This window comes from Pantoea sp. X-Soil-TKNS-1211 (genome assembly GCF_059730495.1).
Map to the genome: position 1 here is coordinate 2,381,972 of NZ_AP035953.1, position 18,522 is coordinate 2,400,493.

Consider the following 18,522-nt stretch of genomic DNA (forward strand, 5'->3'; position numbering starts at 1 on the left):
CAGTATCAGATTTGACGAAAACGACTGCGCACGCTGAACGTTTCCGAGGTGACGTAACGTTCAATATCCCGCACCTGGCGTTCATCGAACTTGAGCGCGTCATCCAGCTCGTCCAGCAACTGACTGGCGCTCGGCGCATGTTCACTCGGCACATCATCGGGTTTTACATCCAGTACAAAGCCCAGAATAAAGTAGATGATCAGGGTGAAGCCGAACAAACCAAAAAACATCGACAACACCACAATCACCCGCAGCAATGTCACCGGAATGTCGAGATACTCGGCCACACCGGCGCAGACACCGCGGACTTTACCCTGCTGAGGAATACGCCACAGCTTGCGCCCTTTCAGGCTGGTTCCGCTCATGGCTGCCTCCAGTTCGGGTGCTCCGCATCCAGAATCGCTTCCAACGCTTCGACACGTTCGCGCATCCGGCGTGCATCTTGCGTCAACTGCTGCAAACGCTGCATATCATTCGAAGATAGCTCCGCACCGCCGTTGCGTTTGTTGCTGTAGTGGAGCCATAACCAAATCGGTGCGACAAACAGCACGAAGATGGTCAGCGGTATGGCCAGAAAAAGTGCGCTCATTGACTCTCCTTAATCATTTAACCGGTAGCGGGTGCAGGCCAATTATTCGCCGCGATTCATTTTTTCTTTCAGCGCAGCCAGCTGTTGACTGATTTCGTCATCGGCCTTCAGCTCTGCAAATTCCTGATCGAGGCTTTTCGGTTTACCGAAACGCTGGCTCTCCGCTTCCGCTTCCATGTGGTCGATGCGGCGCTCAAAAGATTCGAAACGCGCCATTGCATCATCCAGTTTACCGCTGTCGAGCTGACGGCGCACATCACGGGATGAAGATGCCGCCTGATGGCGCAGTGTCAATGCCTGCTGGCGGGCGCGGGTTTCGCTGAGCTTTTTCTCCAGCTCGCCAATCTCGCCTTTCATACGTTCCAGCGTCTCTTCCACCTGCGTCACTTCCTGTTGCAGGGAAGCGATCAAATCCGTCAGTTTTTGTTTTTCAATCAGCGCTGAACGGGCCAGATCGTCTTTGTCTTTACGCAGCGCCAGTTCGGCTTTTTCCTGCCATTCGGCCTGCTGAATATCTGCCTGTTCAATACGACGCAGCAGCTGTTTCTTTTCTGCCAGCGACCGTGCTGAGGTGGAGCGGACTTCCACCAGCGTGTCTTCCATTTCCTGAATCATCAGGCGTACCAGTTTCTGCGGATCTTCGGCGCGCTCCAGCAGTGAGTTGATGTTGGCGTTCACGATGTCGGCAAAACGAGAAAAAATACCCATAATGATGTTCCTCTTAGTGTCATTGGTTGGCGCGAGGCGCTCATCACTTAATACAAAAGCCGTGCCAATTTTTATCTCACTGAATTTACTGGAATTGATTATTTTACACTCCGGCCTTTTTCCCTTAAGGTAGTGAAATTGATTAACTGATAGTGAAATTCATCATGGCCAACGGCAACGACAATCTCCTCGGCGAATCAAACAATTTTCTCGAAGTGCTGGAACAGGTTTCCCGCCTCGCCCCATTGGAAAAACCCGTTCTGGTGATTGGTGAGCGCGGCACCGGTAAGGAACTGATCGCCAGCCGCCTGCATTATCTCTCCGACCGTTGGCAAGGCCCGTTCATCTCGCTGAACTGTGCGGCGTTGAATGAAAACCTGCTCGACTCAGAACTGTTTGGTCATGAGGCGGGTGCCTTCACCGGCGCACAGAAACGCCATCTGGGTCGCTTTGAACGCGCCGACGGTGGCACGCTGTTTCTCGATGAACTGGCCACTGCCCCGATGCTGGTGCAGGAAAAGCTGCTGCGCGTGATTGAATACGGGCAACTGGAACGTGTGGGCGGCAACCAATCCTTGCAGGTCAACGTCCGTCTGGTGTGCGCGACGAATGAGGATCTCCCGGCGCTGGCGGCGGCAGGAAAATTCCGCGCCGACCTGCTGGACCGACTGGCGTTTGATGTGGTGCAGCTGCCGCCGCTGCGCGAAAGACGCAGCGATATTCTGGTGATGGCGGAACATTTCGCCATTCAAATGTGCCGTGAGCTGGGTTTACCGCTGTTCCCCGGTTTTACCGAACAGGCGCAGCAAACGTTGCTGAACTACGGCTGGCCGGGGAATGTACGTGAGCTGAAAAACGTGGTGGAACGTTCGGTCTATCGCCATCACAGCGTCGACGTGCAGCTGGGGAACATCATTATCAATCCGTTTGCGCCGCGCAGTGCGCCGGTGGTGGCAGAGACAGCGACTGAGACGTTACCTGCTTTGCCACTCGATCTGCGCCAGTGGCAGAATCAGCAGGAGCGCCAACTGGTGGATCGCAGCCTGGCAGAGGCGAAATACAACCAACGGCGAGCTGCTGATTTGCTGGGTGTGACTTATCACCAGTTGCGGGCGATGATGAAAAAGCACGGGATTCAGGTGCGGGATGAGGGGTAATGGCCGCTACGTTATTGTGAAATGCGCATTTTTTCGAAATATTTTGTGCTGTAGCAAGGCGGCAAGGGCGCGAATCCCCGGGAGCATACACAAGTATGTGACCGAGGTGAGCAACCGTAGCCAACGCCGCTACAGTGCAAAATATGAAGAAAAAAAAAAGCCCGCAGAAGCGGGCAACTTAATACTGGAAGCAATGTGAGCAATGTCGTGCTCTTCTTCGGTAGAGCCACCGTCGAAGCGCAGAAGAATAATAATCATTCTTATTATCATCTGTAAAGCCCTAATTGAGAATTTTTCTCATTTCCACACTAACCGTGTGATTACCTCGCCTGCACTTTGGTGAAAAAGACACCACATTTCGCCTTAATTTGGGGAGTGCCCGACGTTTGCGATACACTCACGTTATTGCCTCAGAATCGTTGAGTTCTATGCCAAAATTAATCCCCACGCTGTTGCTCGGCCTCAGCGTATTGAGTGCGTCCGCATGGGCAGCTCCCGCGAACGATATTCGTCAAAGCGGTTTTGTTTATTGCGTTAATGGCACGGTCAATACCTTCAATCCGCAGATGGCGAGTAGCGGTCTGGTGGTGGATACGCTGGCCGCGCAACTTTACGACCGGCTGCTGGACGTGGATCCTTACACCTACCGTCTGATGCCCGATCTCGCGCAAAGCTGGGAGGTACGTGATAATGGCGCGACTTACCGCTTTCACCTGCGTAAAGACGTGCCCTTCCAGCACACCAACTGGTTTACCCCCTCACGTAATATGAATGCCGACGATGTGGTGTTCAGTTTTGCCCGTATGTTTGATCGCCAGCACCCGTGGCATAACGTCAACGGTGGCAGCTACCCCTATTTCGACAGCCTGCAATTTGCCGACTCCGTGCAGAGCGTGAAAAAGATCGATAACAACACCGTCGAAATTCGCCTGAACAGCCCGGATGCGTCGTTCCTGTGGCATATCGCCACCCATTACGCCCCGGTGCTCTCCAAAGAGTATGCCGACCAACTGACCGCCAAAGGCCAGCAGGAGAAGCTGGATCGTGAGCCGGTCGGCACCGGCCCGTTCCAGCTCAGCGAATACCGCACCGGGCAATATCTGCGCCTGGCGCGCAATCCCCATTACTGGAAAGGCGTGCCGCGTTTGCAGCAGGTAGTCATTGACCTCGGCGTCGGCGGCACCGGTCGTTTGTCGAAATTGCTCACCGGAGAATGTGATGTGCTGGCCTATCCTGCCGCCAGCCAGCTCAGCATTCTGCGCGACGACCCGCGTCTGCGCATGACGCTGCGTCCCGGCATGAATATCGCCTATCTGGCGTTTAATACACGTAAACCGCCACTGGATCGGCCCGAAGTGCGCCACGCACTGGCACTGGCGATCAATAATGAACGTCTGATGGAGTCGATTTATTACGGCACCGCAGAAACTGCGGCATCGATCCTGCCGCGCGCTTCCTGGGCGTACGATAATGATGCACGTGTCACTGAATACAACCCGGCTAAAGCGCGAGAGCAGCTGAAAGCGTTGGGCGTGGAGAATCTCCATTTGCGGCTGGTGGTGCCGACGGCTTCTCAGGCGTGGAATCCCAGCCCGCTGAAAACGGCGGAGTTGCTACAGGCAGACTTGTCGCAGATTGGGGTGCGCGTCACCATCGTGCCGGTGGAAGGCCGCTTCCAGGAAGCGCAACTGATGGCGATGAATCACGATATCACCCTCACTGGCTGGGCGACCGACAGTAACGACCCCGATAGCTTCTTCCGCCCGTTACTGAGCTGCGCGGCGATTCGTTCGCAAACCAACTACGCGCACTGGTGCTCACCGGCCTTTGATGAGGTGCTGCAACGCGCTCTGCTGTCACAACAACTGGCAGCCCGTATCGAGAGTTATGATAATGCGCAGCAGATCCTGGCACAGGAGTTGCCGGTGTTGCCGCTGGCATCATCGTTGCGTTTGCAGGCGTATCGCCATGATATTAAAGGTCTGGTACTGAGTCCGTTTGGCAACGCCTCGTTCGCAGGCGTCTACCGCGATGAAGGCGGCGAGGAGTAAACATGATCATCTATATACTGCGTCGCCTGCTGCTGCTGATGATTACGCTGTTTTTGCTGTCGTTAGTGAGCTTTAGCCTCAGCTACTTTACGCCCAACGCGCCGCTTGAAGGCGCTTCGCTGTTTGATGCCTGGTGGTTCTGGTTTAAAGGCTTGTTGCAGCTCGATTTTGGCGTCTCCAGCACCAACGGTCAGTTGATTGATCTCCAGCTACGCGAGGTATTTCCCGCCACGCTTGAATTATGCATTCTGGCGTTTGTGCTGGCTCTGCTGGTCGGTATCCCTCTCGGTATCTGTGCCGGGGTGATGCGCAACAAGTGGCAGGACAAAGCCATCAGTGCACTGGCGCTGCTGGGTTTTTCCATGCCGGTGTTCTGGCTGGCGCTGCTGTTCACCCTGTTCTTCTCATTAACCCTCGGCTGGCTACCGGTCTCAGGGCGTTTTGATTTGCTCTATCCGGTGCAGAACGTCACCGGCTTTGCGCTGATTGACGCCTGGCTGAGTCATTCGCCCTGGCGTCACGAAATGTTGATAAGTGCCCTGACCCATATGGTGTTGCCAGTGATTGTGCTGGCGGTGGCCCCCACCACCGAAGTGATTCGCCTGTTACGCGGCAGTACCAGCGAGGTTATGGATAAAAACTATGTCAAAGCGGCGGCCACGCGTGGCTTGTCACGCTTTACGGTTATTCGCCGTCACGTGCTGCATAATGCGCTGCCGCCAGTGATCCCACGTCTGGGTTTGCAATTCTCCACCATGTTGACGCTGGCGATGATTACCGAAGTGGTCTTCAACTGGCCGGGACTGGGCCGTTGGTTGATTAACGCTATTCGCCAGCAGGATTATGCGGCGATTTCCGCTGGCGTGATGGTGGTGGGTAGCCTGGTGATTGTGGTTAACGTGTTGTCTGACATTATTGGCGCAGCGCTTAACCCATTGAAGCATAAGGAATGGTATGCCCTACGATAATATCTACGCCGAAAAACGGCAGCCGGGCACCTTCCGTCTCAGCTGGCAACGCTTTTACCACGATACCAGCGCGATGATTGGTTTGTACGGCTTCGGCGCGTTGCTGTTTCTGTGCCTGTTTGGCGGCTTGCTGGCCCCGTATGGCATTGACCAGCAGTTCCTCGGCTACCAACTGCTACCACCTTCGTGGTCGCGCTATGGCGATGTATCGTTCTTTCTCGGCACAGACGATCTGGGCCGTGATGTTTTGAGTCGTCTACTGAGCGGCGTGGCACCGACCGTGGGTTCTGCCATTCTGGTCACACTGCTGGCCAGCTTCTGCGCCCTGTTGCTCGGCGTGCTGGCGGGCATTACTCACGGCCTGCGGTCGGCGGTGATGAATCACGTGCTGGATACCCTGCTGTCGATTCCGTCGCTACTGCTGGCGATCATCGTGGTGGCCTTTCTCGGCCCGCGCCTCGAACATGCGATGCTGGCGGTATGGCTGGCGCTGATCCCGCGACTGGTGCGTGAGATCTACACTGCCGTACATGATGAAATGGAAAAAGAGTATGTGGTGGCGCTGCGCCTGGATGGTGCACGCAACCTGAATATTTTGTGGAGCGCGGTGCTGCCTAATGTGCTGCCGCTGCTGGTGGGCGAATTTACCCGTGCTCTGTCGATGGCGATCCTCGATATCGCCGCCCTCGGCTTTCTCGATCTTGGCGCACAGCTGCCTTCGCCCGAATGGGGCGCGATGCTGGGTGACTCGCTGGAACTGATTTATGTTGCGCCCTGGACGGTGATGCTGCCCGGCGCGGCGCTGATGGTGAGCGTGTTGATTGTTAACCTGCTGGGCGATGGCATCCGTCGCGCCGTAGAAGCGGGAGCTGAATAATGCCGTTACTCGATATCCGCAATCTGACCATCGAATTTATGACCGCCGACGGGCCGGTGAAAGCCGTCGACCGTATCAACCTGACCCTGACCGAAGGCGAAGTGCGCGGTCTGGTGGGGGAATCCGGCTCCGGCAAAAGTCTGGTGGCGAAAGCCATCTGTGGCGTCACCAAAGACAACTGGCGCATCACCGCCGACCGTATGCGTTTCGATGATATCGATTTGCTACGCCTTTCACCGCGTGAGCGCCGACGCATTGTAGGCCATAACGTGTCGATGATTTTCCAGGAGCCGCAATCCTGTCTTGATCCGTCAGAAAGTATAGGCCGTCAGTTGATGCAGGCGATACCGCGCTGGACCTTTAAAGGCCACTGGTATCAACGGCTGTGGTTCTGGCGTAAAGCGCGCGCCATTGAGCTGCTGCACCGTGTCGGTATCAAAGATCACAAAGACATCATGCGCAGCTTCCCTTATGAGTTAACCGAAGGTGAGTGTCAGAAAGTGATGATCGCCATCGCACTGGCGAATCAGCCGCGTCTGTTGATCGCCGATGAACCAACCAACGCGATGGAACCAACCACCCAGGCGCAGATATTCCGCCTGTTAAGCCGCCTAAACCAGAACAACAACACCACCATTTTGCTGATCAGCCACGACTTGCGCACCATGAGCCAGTGGGCCGACCGCATCAACGTGATGTATTGCGGCCAGACGGTGGAAACCGCCCAGAGTGAAGACCTGATGGGGACGCCCCACCATCCTTACACCCAGGCGTTGATCCGGGCAATGCCTGATTTCGGCAGCGCACTGCCGCATAAAAGCCGTCTGAATACCCTGACCGGCGCCATACCTTCGCTGGAACATCTGCCGATAGGCTGTCGCCTCGGTCCTCGCTGCCCCTATGCGCAGCGCAAATGCATTGAGACACCGCGCCTTAGCGGCAACAAAACGCATCTGTACGCCTGCCATTTCCCGCTGAATATGGAGGGCCAATAAGCATGGAGACGCTGCTTGAAGTGCGCAATCTGAGCAAAACCTTCCGTTATCGAACTGGCTTGTTCCGTCGCCAGCATGTGGAAGCGGTGAAAGATGTGAGTTTTACCCTGCGTGATAAGCAAACGCTGGCGATTATCGGCGAGAACGGCTCCGGTAAATCCACGCTGGCGAAGATGCTGAGCGGCATGGTGCCACCGACTGAAGGGCAGATTCTGATTGACGATCATCCGCTGGAATATGGTGACTACGGCTATCGCAGCCAGCGCATCCGTATGATTTTCCAGGACCCGTCAACGTCGCTCAATCCACGGCAGCGCGTCAGTCAGATTCTTGATTTTCCGCTGCGCCTGAATACCGAGCTGGATGATGCCGAACGCGAGAAGCGGATTATCGCCACGCTGCGCCAGGTCGGTTTGCTGCGCGATCATGCCGGCTACTACCCGCATATGCTGGCACCGGGCCAGAAGCAACGCCTGGCGCTGGCGCGTGCGCTGATCCTGCAACCAAAGGTGATTATCGCCGATGAAGCACTGGCATCGCTGGATATGACCATGCGCTCACAGCTGGTCAATTTGATGCTGGAACTACAGGAGAAGCACGGCATCTCCTATATTTATGTCACGCAGCACATCGGGATGATGAAGCACATCAGCGATCAGGTGCTGGTAATGCATCAGGGTGAGGTGGTGGAGCGCGGTGGTACAGCCGATGTGTTAGCCTCCCCGCTGCACGAGTTGACCAAACGGTTAATTGCCAGCCATTTTGGTGAAGCACTCACCGCCGAAGCCTGGCGGCGTGAACGTTGATTGTTCACTGCATCGCGGAAAACGCGGTGCGATTTACCGCATTTAACAGAGACGTGCTAGAATCCGCACGTCGATTAACGTCGGTCGCACACTTTTTAATCATTGCGGCCGCCAACAACAATGACCATAAGGATTACAGCTATGGGTTTTCTTTCCGGTAAGCGCATTCTGATTACTGGCGTTGCCAGTAAACTTTCCATTGCCTACGGTATTGCGCAGGCGATGCATAAACAGGGCGCAGAGCTGGCTTTCACCTACCAGAACGACAAACTGAAAGGTCGTGTGGAAGAGTTTGCTAAAGATTTGGGTTCAGACATTGTTCTGCCGTGCGATGTGGCAGAAGACGAGAGCATCACTGCGCTGTTCACCGAACTGGCAAAAACCTGGCCGAAATTTGACGGTTTCGTTCACTCCATCGGTTTCGCCCCTGGCGACCAGTTGGATGGCGACTATGTAAACGCCGTTACCCGTGAAGGCTTCAAAATTGCTCACGACATCAGCGCCTACAGCTTTGTTGCGATGGCCAAAGAGTGCCGTGCGATGCTGAACCCGAACTCAGCGCTGCTGACCCTGTCTTACCTGGGTGCTGAGCGTGCTATCCCTAACTACAACGTGATGGGTCTGGCGAAAGCCTCTCTGGAAGCCAACGTTCGTTATATGGCGAACGCGATGGGTCCGGAAGGCGTGCGTGTTAACGCCGTGTCAGCCGGTCCGATCCGTACTCTGGCCGCGTCAGGCATCAAAGACTTCCGTAAGATGCTGGCACACTGCGAAGCGGTCACCCCGATTCGTCGTACCGTGACCATTGAGGACGTGGGTAACTCTGCGGCCTTCCTGTGTTCCGACCTGGCCGGTGGTATCACCGGTGAAGTGGTCCACGTTGATGGCGGCTTCAGCATTGCCGCGATGAACGAGCTGGAACTGAAATAAGTTCCTGAGGGCGAGCCTGGCTCGCCCTTTTTATTTTAAATAACCGCGCGACAAATCGCGCCGCTACCCCCCCCTTATACATTCTTGCTATTAATTATCACCGATCATTCTTTTGCCCCGGACCGCCCTTCGGCGACGATAAGCTAGCCCTTTAGTGCGCCCACAATATTCAGATTGTGGCGACCGGCACTGAGTCCGTTTTTTGCAAAAGGAATGACCATGGAACAACGCCGTTCTCAAGGCCATGACCAGTGGTTTTACGAAAGCCAGACCCGTCCGCAGCATAGCGCAGCGGCCCCACTGGTCCCCGAAGCTGCACATATTGACGATCGTTTTCTGCTGGGTTTGCAGCAGGAGGCCAGCGCATTGCAGCCGCTGTTGCAGCGTTTTCAGCCTGCTTTGCTGGCAGCACGCGATCTGAGCCAGATCCTGTTTCCCGATTCATTAACCCCCACCCTGACACACACATTGACGTTGTACGATCGCCTCAGCACCGCGTTAACCGTGGCGCAAGTGGCTGGCGTGCAGCGGTTATGCAATCACTATGCGGCACGGTTGAATCCACTGCCTGGCCCGGATTCGTCACGCGAAAGTAATAACCGGCTGACGCAAATCACCCAATATGCCCGCCAGCTGGCGATGCAACCGGCGTTAATCACCGCCAGCAGCATCAGCGCGCTGGACGCCGTTGGCCTGACCGAACCGGATATTGTCACCCTGAATCAGTTGGTGGGATTTGTCAGCTATCAGGCGCGCGTGGTGGCCTCCTTGCAGGCGATAATGGGCCTGCCGGTACGTTGGATCCCCGGCGTATCACCACCCGCCGATGCCGATGCGGCGTTATTTCAACCTTCCCCGGTCTGGCAGCCTGCGCTGAAACCGGTCGAATTGCGTTATGCCACAGCCGAACAACTGGCAGCGGTCACCTTCTGTCAGGGTATCGAAGGTCTGGAAGATGCGGTCTGGTTGTTGGTGCATGACGCCCAGGCGTTGTATGGCTGGGCAACGTTACAGCAACGACTCAGCGAACATTTTGCGGATGATGAAGCTGTGGTTCAGGCGGTAAGCGCGCGTATTCTCGGCTGCCAGCGTCAGTTTGAACGCTTTGCCGGGACGGCACGCCAGACACTGCTCAGGGAGGTTGCCGACGACGATCCGCTGATGGTGTTGAGCGCGCAGCTGACCCGTTTACCCGAACGTTTCAGTGCCGCCCATCTGCAACCGCTGTTGAATGCAGGCTGGGATAGCGAGCGGATCTTTACCCTGCTTCAGGCGGTGGCGCTGGCAAACTGGCAGGACCGCGTGCTGATGGCTCTGGGTGAAACCCGTTAATCGGGCAAGTGCCCGCGCGCCTCATCGAAGAAGTGCTGGGCCAACGGCGTCGCCCTGCCCGGCTCAGCGATCACCAACGCCGCCTGGCGTCCCATCGGGGCAATGTTAATCGGTCGGCGTTGCAAATTTTGCAGCATCTGCGGTAACAGATGCCCACACGGCGACACCATTACCCCCAATCCCACCTCGGCGCTTTGCAGTAACTGCATAATTGACGCGCTTTCGACAATCACCCGTGGCATTAATTCTGCCGCACGCAGCTGGCTGTCGAGGTAGCGACGGAAATAACGGGTCGGCTCAGCGAGACATAAAGGCTGGCTGGCGAGCAACGTCAGATCCAGGGTCTGATGATCCAGCAACGCAGGAAAAAAGTCGGGGTTGAACACCGCCTCCACGCCACTGTCCTTCAGCAGTGCAGTCTGGAAATGCAGCTCACGCAGGGCGTTAAGTTCAAAAAAACCAATGCCTCCATCCACGGTATGGCTATTGAGCGCATCCAGCAGTTGATCGGCGCTCATCGCTGACACGCGATAATCGAGCTGCGGATAACGGGCTTCTACCGCTTTCAGCAAGGCGGGTAACGCCACGCTACATTGCGGCATCACGCCAAGTCGCAGGGTGCCATTCACCCCGTGCTTGAGCGATTCCACTTCCAGCTTCAGTCCCTGATAGACGGAAACAATCTCACGCGCCCACGCCAGCACCCGTTCGCCTTCCGGGGTGAAGCCATCAAAATTGTTGCTGCGATTGATTAGCGATAGACCCAGCTCACGCTCCAGGTTTTTCAGACGCATTGATAGCGTCGGCTGGCTGACAAAGCTGGCCTCCGCCGCGCGGCCAAAGTGGCGTTCGCGCTCAAGATTGCATAAATAGATTAACTGTTTGATATCCATATATTTTCACAAGGATTATCGTGCCGTCTGGCGGGCACGATTTAGGGCGGTCAGTGACATCATCGTCAACATCAGGCCAATCATTAGTAACAATTTAAAACTGATGGCTTTTAACAGCACGATGCCCACCACGCCACCACCAAGAAATGCCAGCACCGTGAACAGATGCAGCTTCAATCGTTCAATATACAACGGGGCATCTTTTGGCGATTCTTTACGACGCAAAACATCCAGCAACATCGCCAGCTCAATACCGATATCCGTGGAGGTGCCTGACACATGCGTAGTCCTGACGCGCGCATTGGAAATCCGTGTCACCACCGCATTCTGCAATCCCAGCAAGAAACTCAGGCTGAAAATCAACTGCACGCCGGAATCGTTATTAGGAAACCAGCTCTCCAGCACGCCAAGCACCAGCAAAGCGATGCCCTCGATAAAAATGTTGATGGCATAGATGCCACGGATTTCACGTCGTCTTCCGGCGTTGATAATCAGGGTGGAGACCGATGATCCGGCGATAAACAGCAGGATAATCACCAGGAAAAACAGGCCAATATGTAAATCGACTTTTGCCAAATGATCCGACAATAGAGAGACGTTGCCGGTCATATTGGCGGAGAAAAAGCCCACGGTTTCAAACGCAGCGGTATTCAGCGCTCCTGCCACCGCCGCCAGGGTACAGGCGAGGCGTCGGTCGGTATTGTAAGTTCTGGAACTTTCAGTGCTTAACAGCATGGTATATCCCTGACTACCCTAAACCCGGATATCATCCTGCCAGTGCTGAATATTCTCAAGTGCTTCCGCCATTTTCCTGTCAGGCAACACCCAGAGCGCTTTTCACCTCGTTGGCGATCTTCTCCACCTGAGGGCCGTAAATCACCTGTACATCATGCTCGCTGACGCGATTCACGCCATTGGCACCGGTGGTCATCAGCGTCTGATCCACCACTTCATTCATCTGTTTGACGCGGACGCGCAACCGGGTAAAGCAGCAATCGACGTCCTCGATATTGGCCTCTCCGCCCAGCCCGCTGATGATCACCCTGGTGCGTTCATCCGCAGCCACCTGCTGAGGTTTTTGCTCATCGTCGGATTCACGTCCCGGCGTTTCCACTCCCATACGGGTGATAACAAAACGGAAGCCGTAGTAATAAATCGGTACATAAATGATCCCCAACACCAGTGTCCACCACCAGTGAGTTTTACTGCCGCCGAGTATGCCGAACACCACCAGGTCAATGGCCCCCCCCTGCACATTGCCAATCATCAGATGCAGCATCGACATCAACATAAACGACAGCCCCATCAACAACGCGTGCAGGACGTAGAGCACCGGCGAGACGAAGATAAAGCAAAACTCCAGCGGCTCGGTGATACCGGTAGTGAAGGAGGTTAATGCACCCGCCAGCATCAACGCTTTGACACGCTGCTTATGCTCCGGGCGTGCGGTGTGGTAGATCGCCAGCGCCGCAGCGGGCAGGCCGAACATCATCACCGGAATTTTGCCCTGCGCGAGGAATTGTGTAGCGCTGCGTACCGTGTCATCCGGGATCGCTCCCGGATTGGTCAGCGAGGTATTAAAGATGTTCAGCGCACCAACGATGGTTTGTCCATCCACCGTTGCCATGCCGCCAATCGGCGTGAAACGCACGGTTTCATTGAGGATATGGTGCAAACCTGTCGGGATCAGCAGTCGTTCACAGGCACCCAGCAAAAACGCGCCATACTGGCCGCTTTTACCAATCATCTGCCCCACCCAGGCGATAGCGGCACCGATAGTCGGCCAAATTAACGCCAACAGCACGCCGATCAACGGCAGCACCACCACGGTAACAATCGGCACAAAGCGCCGCCCGCCAAAAAAGCTGATGGCGGTAGGCAGTTGCTGAGTATAGAAACGGTTGTGTAGCGCTACGGTAATCAATCCCGCAATCACCCCACCGAGTACGCTCATGTTGTAGGTGAAAATTCCCAGCATCTCGATATATTCCGCTGAGGTCATCATTGCGGTGGTCTGATCCATCCCCGCCGCTTGCAGCGCCTGCGGCGTAGTGGTGGCAGCCGTCAGCCCTTTGGCAGCGAGCGTACTGCTGATCCCGACATTCATCGCGATATAGCCAATCACGGCGGCAAAGGCGGCGGTGGGTTTCTCTGCTTTTGCCAGTCCAATCGCACTGGCAACAGCAAAGAACACCGGCAGGTTGGCGAATAACGCACCCGCGACTTTACGGATAAAACCAATGATCAGCTGCGGCACCTGCATTTGCGCGAAGGCATCCCCGGTGATCGCCGGGTTTTGCATCGCCGCGGCGAGGCCGAGAAAGATCCCGGCCGCAGCAATCACCGAGATAGGCATCATCAAGGCTTTACCGAAGGCGTGAATTTGACTGGCCAGATTCTTCATGGTTCAGACCCTTGTAATCATTGAAAGTACAATTATTAGCCAGTTATCCACATTGCACGTAATCACGCCCCACCAGCGATCCGCCAAAGTTTGAACTGGCTCACGCTTCTGTCAGTTTTGCGCGATAAACGCCACCTATCGCACCATTAAGTCAATCAATTAGACAACTTTTGCTGTCAGTCGCAAACTTCTCACCAACAGTCGTCATATCCTGATAACAACTCCTAAACAATAAGCCTGCATTTACTATGAAATTTAAACGTAAAATTCAGCCCTACCGCGCTGCTGCGGGTGGATGGGGCTCTTTGGAAGCAACCACCCGTTTTGTCCTCGACAGCAAAGCTGCACTGAAAAACATGCGTAACCTGTTGCGTATGAACAAGGCTCGCGGCTTTGACTGCCCGGGTTGCGCGTGGGGCGATGACAACAAAAGTACTTTTAGTTTCTGCGAAAACGGTGCCAAAGCGGTGACCTGGGAAGCAACGCGTCGCGTGGTGGAACCGGCGTTCTTCGCCCAGCACAGCGTCAGCACGCTGTATCAACAAAGTGACTATTTCCTCGAATATCAGGGCCGCCTGACCCATCCGTTGCGCTACAACCGTGAAACCGATCATTACGAGCCAATCAGCTGGGATGAGGCTTTCGCGCTGATCGCCAGCCATTTACAGGCGATGGATCATCCCGACCAGATGGAGCTGTACACCTCCGGTCGCGCCAGCAACGAGGCCTCGTGGCTGTATCAATTGTTTGGCCGCCTGATGGGCACCAACAACTTCCCGGATTGTTCCAACATGTGCCATGAAGCCAGTGGCTCCGGCCTGAAACGCAGCATCGGCGTAGGCAAAGGCACCATCCGTCTCGACGATTTTGACCACGCAGATGCGATTTTCGTCTTCGGCCAGAATCCCGGCACTAACCACCCGCGTATGCTGCACAGCCTGCGCCACGCCGCCGATCATGGTGCGCGTATCGTCACCTTCAATACCTTGCGTGAACGTGGTCTGGAGCGTTTTGCCGACCCACAAAAACCGCTGGAAGTGGTGACCTCAATGGCAGGCACCATCAGCTCCGCCTATTACCAGCCGAATCTCGGTGGCGATATGGCGGCGATTCGCGGCATGGTAAAAACACTGCTGGAAACCCATCGTGCATTGATTGCGGCTGGAGAAAAAGGCCTGTTCGACGAGACCTTTATCAACGCGGCCACTCAGGGCGTGGAAGCCTATCTGACGGCAGTCGATAATACGCGCTGGGATGATATCGTGCGCCAGTCTGGCCTGAGCGAAGCGCAAATCCGTGAAGCTGCTGCCATTTACCAAAGCGCTGACCGGGTGATTTGTACCTGGGCGATGGGCATCACCCAGCACAAGCATTCGGTGGATACGGTACGTGAAATCGTTAACCTGCAATTGTTGTTTGGTCAGCTCGGCAAGAAAGGCGCGGGCCTTTGTCCGGTGCGCGGTCACAGTAACGTGCAGGGCAACCGCACCATGGGCATCGACGAGAAGCCGAATAAACCGTTCCTCGATGCGCTAGGTAAGCACTTTAATTTCGAACCACCGCGTGAGCACGGCCACAACACCGTTGAAGCGCTGAACGCTATGCTGCGCGATGAAGTGAAGGTGCTGATCGCGCTGGGTGGCAACCTGGCGGCCGCAGCGCCGGACTCCCCGCTGACGGAAGAAGCGTTGCAACGTTGTGGTCTGACGGTGCACATCAGCACCAAACTCAACCGCAGCCATCTGGTGCCGGGTCATGAAGGTTTGATTCTGCCGACGCTGGGCCGCACCGAACGCGATCGTCAGGCGACCGGCAACCAGTTTATCACCGTGGAAGACTCCTTCAGCATGGTGCACGCCTCCGAGGGCGTGGGCATTCCGCTGGCGGATACCCAACGTTCAGAAACCGCGATTGTCGCCGGTATCGCCCACGCCACCCTCGGCAGCGAGAAAGTAGACTGGCTGGCGCTGGCCGGGGATTACAATCTGATCCGCGATCACATCGGTGCCACCATTCCGGGCTTTGCGGATTTCAACACCAAATGCGATATCCCTGGTGGTTTCTACCTGGGTAACGCTGCCGCCGAGTTGCGTTTCAATACGCCGTCGCAGAAAGCGGAGTTCAGCAATGCTACCCTGCCCACTTCCCTGTTCCCACAGTTAGGTGACGTGGAAGTGCCGTTTACGCTGCAAACCCTGCGCTCGCATGACCAGTACAACACCACCATTTATGGCCTCGATGACCGTTATCGTGGTGTGTACGGCCAGCGTGAGGTGGTATTTATTCACCCGGATGATATGCAGGCGCTGGGCTTTAGTGAAGGCCAACTGGTGGATATCGAAACATTGTGGAACGACGGTCTGACCCGTCGTGTCAGCGGTTTCAAACTGGTGCCGTATAATATTCCGCGTGGCAATCTGGCGGCGTATTACCCGGAAACTAACCCCCTTGTCCCACTTTCCAGCTACGGTGACGGCAGTGGCACACCGACCTCAAAATCGGTGCCGGTCAAACTGGCGTTAACTGCCGCCGTACCGACCCAACGTATTGCCTGATCTGAAGGTTATCAGAAGGTAAAAAGCCGCGTTAAGCGGCTTTTTACCCTGTTTTGGCCTTGCCGCGCGGGCATGATTCGCGTAAAACTGTCAGCCGCTCTTAGGCCACGAAACTAAAAAATTATGTTCCAGGATAACCCGCTGCTCGCGCAGCTGAAAGAGAAGCTCCACGCGCAGACGCCGCGCGCCGAAGGCGTGGTGAAAGGCACGGAAAAAGGTTTTGGCTTTCTGGAGGTTGATGCTCAGAAAAGCTACTTTATTCCACCGCCGCAAATGAAGAAAGTGATGCACGGCGACCGTATCGTTGCGGTGATCCACACCGATAAAGATCGCGAAAGTGCCGAGCCGGAAAGCCTGGTTGAGCCGTTCCTGACGCGTTTTGTCGGACGCGTGCAGAAGAAAGATGATCGCCTGTCTATCGTGCCAGATCATCCGCTGTTGAAAGAGGCGATTCAGTGCCGTGCTGCCCGTGATGTCACCCACGATTTCCAGACCGGTGACTGGGCCGTGGCCGAAATGCGTCGTCACCCGCTGAAAGGCGATCGCGGCTTTTATGCCGAACTGACCGAATTTATCACCACTGCGGATGACCATCTGGCACCGTGGTGGGTAACGCTGTCGCGCCACAATCTGGAACGCGAAGCACCGGAAGTTGGTTTTGGCGAGATGATTGATGAGCATCTGACGCGTGAAGACCTGACCGCGCTCGATTTCGTTACCATTGACAGCGCCAGCACCGAAGATATGGACGATGCGTTGTACGCAGAAGAGACTGCCGAAGGCAACCTGCTGCTGACCATCGCCATTGCCGATCCAACCGCTTATGTCGCGGAAGGCAGCGCGCTGGACAAACTGGCGGCAAAACGTGCGTTCACTAACTATCTGCCTGGCTTCAACATCCCGATGCTACCACGTGAGCTGTCTGATGACGTTTGCTCGCTGCGTCCAAATGTCCGTCGTCCGGTGCTGGCGTGCCGCGTCACCGTGCTGAAAGACGGTAGCCTCGCTGACGATATCCACTTCTTCTCAGCGTGGATCGAATCCAAAGCCAAGTTGGTATATGACGAAGTTTCGGACTGGTTGGAAAACAACGGCAGCTGGCAACCGACCAGTGACGCCATTGCCCAACAGATCCGTCTGCTGCATCGCTTGTGCCTGGCTCGTAGCGACTGGCGTCAGACCCATGCGTTGGTGTTTAAAGATCGCCCGGACTACCGCTTCGTGCTGGGTGAAAAAGGTGAAGTGCTGGATATCATCGCTGAGCCACGCCGTATCGCTAATCGTATCGTTGAAGAAGCGATGATCCTCGCCAACGTCTGTGCCGCCAGCGTGCTGCAACAGAAGTTGGGCTTCGGTATCTATAACGTGCATACCGGTTTTGACCTCGCCAACGCCGAACAGGCAGCAGGCGTGCTGGCCGGACACGGTATCACCGTTGATGCGCAGGCCATCACCACGCTGGACGGTTTCCGTCATTTGCGTCGTGAACTGGATGCCCAGCCGACCCAGTACCTCGACAGCCGCATCCGTCGTTTCCAGGCCTTTGCCGAAATCAGCACCGAGCCAGGCCCGCACTTTGGTCTTGGTCTTGATGCCTACGCCACCTGGACCTCACCGATTCGTAAGTTCGGCGATATGATTAACCATCGCCTGCTGAAAGCCATCATTCGCGGTGAAGCGATCAATCGCCCGCAGGATGATGTGACGGTAACCATGGGTGAACGTCGTCGCCTGAACCGCATGGCCGAGCGTGATGTCGGTGACTGGCTGTACGCGCGTTTTCTCGCACCGTTTGCCGGTGGCGATCGCAAGTTTAGCGCAGAGATCATCGACGTCTCCCGTGGGGGTATGCGTGTGCGTCTGCTGGAGAATGGCGCGGTGGCCTTTATCCCGGCTCCATTCATCCACGCGGTGCGTGATGAGCTGGTGTGCTCCCAGGAAAATGGCACCGTACAGATCAAAGGCGAAGTCGCTTATCGCGTCACCGATGTGATCGACGTAACCATCGCCGAAGTGCGTATGGAAACCCGCAGCGTAGTGGCACGTCCTGCCGTCTGAGCATGACCAACCGTAGCGGCGCGATTTATCGCGCGTTTTTTCCGACCCAATGACGGAATTGCGCGATAAATCGCGCCGCTACGGATTCCTGCTTTTAAGTAATTGTTAAATTTGCTCCCCGCTTCACACTTCTTCATCGATTCGCTGTCGCTTACATTCCATTACATTATTTTTAACTTGTTGTATTCGATCGTTTATT

At 55.6% G+C, this 18,522-nt stretch carries 16 protein-coding genes; 10 read left to right on the forward strand and 6 right to left on the reverse strand.

The annotated features are described in order from the left end of the window. Positions 1-5 precede the first annotated feature (5 nt). Genes pspC through pspA form a run of 3 tightly spaced genes read right to left on the reverse strand, consistent with a single transcriptional unit; the run spans position 6 to position 1,297 of the window. Positions 6-365, reverse strand: coding sequence for an envelope stress response membrane protein PspC (gene pspC / locus AC6I8W_RS11405; protein WP_497835106.1), 360 nt, complete (start codon positions 363-365; stop codon positions 6-8). Beyond that, a complete protein-coding gene (gene pspB / locus AC6I8W_RS11410; protein ID WP_013509216.1) occupies positions 362-589 on the reverse strand; it encodes an envelope stress response membrane protein PspB in 228 nt (75 codons plus the stop codon). The genes pspC and pspB overlap by 4 nt, the downstream gene beginning before the upstream one ends. Positions 590-631: 42 nt before the next feature. After that, entirely contained in the window at positions 632-1,297 is a 666-nt protein-coding gene (pspA, locus tag AC6I8W_RS11415) for a phage shock protein PspA (RefSeq protein WP_480371008.1), read from the reverse strand. Positions 1,298-1,461: 164 nt separating this feature from the next. Between pspA and pspF the strand changes: the two genes are divergently transcribed. From pspF to AC6I8W_RS11455, 8 genes are all read left to right on the forward strand, one after another. Then, positions 1,462-2,454: a phage shock protein operon transcriptional activator gene (gene pspF / locus AC6I8W_RS11420; protein ID WP_497835107.1), complete on the forward strand. Its 993-nt coding sequence runs from the start codon at positions 1,462-1,464 to the stop codon at positions 2,452-2,454. A 428-nt stretch (positions 2,455-2,882) separates the two neighbouring features. Beyond that, the gene (gene sapA / locus AC6I8W_RS11425; protein WP_497835108.1) at positions 2,883-4,505 is read left to right on the forward strand and encodes an ABC transporter substrate-binding protein SapA; all 1,623 of its coding nucleotides are present in this window, start codon (positions 2,883-2,885) and stop codon (positions 4,503-4,505) included. Positions 4,506-4,507: 2 nt separating this feature from the next. Beyond that, positions 4,508-5,473, forward strand: coding sequence for a putrescine export ABC transporter permease SapB (gene sapB, locus AC6I8W_RS11430; protein ID WP_497835109.1), 966 nt, complete (start codon positions 4,508-4,510; stop codon positions 5,471-5,473). Then, on the forward strand, positions 5,460-6,350 hold the full coding sequence (gene sapC, locus AC6I8W_RS11435) for a putrescine export ABC transporter permease SapC (RefSeq protein WP_497832237.1): 891 nt from the start codon (positions 5,460-5,462) through the stop codon (positions 6,348-6,350). The genes sapB and sapC overlap by 14 nt, the downstream gene beginning before the upstream one ends. After that, entirely contained in the window at positions 6,350-7,345 is a 996-nt protein-coding gene (gene sapD, locus AC6I8W_RS11440) for a putrescine export ABC transporter ATP-binding protein SapD (RefSeq protein WP_497835110.1), read from the forward strand. The genes sapC and sapD overlap by 1 nt, the downstream gene beginning before the upstream one ends. Positions 7,346-7,347: 2 nt before the next feature. Further along, positions 7,348-8,151 (forward strand): putrescine export ABC transporter ATP-binding protein SapF, encoded by an 804-nt coding sequence (gene sapF / locus AC6I8W_RS11445; protein WP_497835111.1) that lies wholly within the window; start codon positions 7,348-7,350, stop codon positions 8,149-8,151. Between the two features lie 141 nt (positions 8,152-8,292). Beyond that, positions 8,293-9,081 carry an enoyl-ACP reductase FabI gene (gene fabI, locus AC6I8W_RS11450; protein WP_013509224.1) on the forward strand — a complete coding sequence of 263 codons (789 nt, stop codon included), beginning with the start codon at positions 8,293-8,295 and terminating at the stop codon, positions 9,079-9,081. Positions 9,082-9,300: 219 nt separating this feature from the next. Beyond that, positions 9,301-10,413: a CMD domain-containing protein gene (locus AC6I8W_RS11455; protein ID WP_497835112.1), complete on the forward strand. Its 1,113-nt coding sequence runs from the start codon at positions 9,301-9,303 to the stop codon at positions 10,411-10,413. Here AC6I8W_RS11455 and AC6I8W_RS11460 read toward each other — a convergent pair. The 3 genes from AC6I8W_RS11460 to AC6I8W_RS11470 all read right to left on the reverse strand — a co-directional run bounded on the left by AC6I8W_RS11460 (position 10,410) and on the right by AC6I8W_RS11470 (position 13,710). After that, a complete protein-coding gene (locus AC6I8W_RS11460) occupies positions 10,410-11,306 on the reverse strand; it encodes a LysR family transcriptional regulator (RefSeq protein ID WP_497835113.1) in 897 nt (298 codons plus the stop codon). The genes AC6I8W_RS11455 and AC6I8W_RS11460 overlap by 4 nt on opposite strands. A 15-nt stretch (positions 11,307-11,321) precedes the next feature. Next, positions 11,322-12,041, reverse strand: coding sequence for a YoaK family protein (locus AC6I8W_RS11465; protein WP_497835114.1), 720 nt, complete (start codon positions 12,039-12,041; stop codon positions 11,322-11,324). A 79-nt stretch (positions 12,042-12,120) separates the two neighbouring features. Continuing rightward, positions 12,121-13,710: a PTS transporter subunit EIIC gene (locus AC6I8W_RS11470; RefSeq protein WP_497835115.1), complete on the reverse strand. Its 1,590-nt coding sequence runs from the start codon at positions 13,708-13,710 to the stop codon at positions 12,121-12,123. 248 nt (positions 13,711-13,958) lie between these two features. Here AC6I8W_RS11470 and AC6I8W_RS11475 point away from each other — a divergent pair, with 248 nt between their 5' ends. Together AC6I8W_RS11475 and AC6I8W_RS11480 are read left to right on the forward strand one after the other, a co-directional pair. Further along, on the forward strand, positions 13,959-16,265 hold the full coding sequence (locus AC6I8W_RS11475) for an FdhF/YdeP family oxidoreductase (RefSeq protein ID WP_497835116.1): 2,307 nt from the start codon (positions 13,959-13,961) through the stop codon (positions 16,263-16,265). 123 nt (positions 16,266-16,388) lie between these two features. Beyond that, positions 16,389-18,323 carry an exoribonuclease II gene (locus tag AC6I8W_RS11480; RefSeq protein WP_497835117.1) on the forward strand — a complete coding sequence of 645 codons (1,935 nt, stop codon included), beginning with the start codon at positions 16,389-16,391 and terminating at the stop codon, positions 18,321-18,323. The last annotated feature ends 199 nt before the right edge of the window (positions 18,324-18,522 follow it).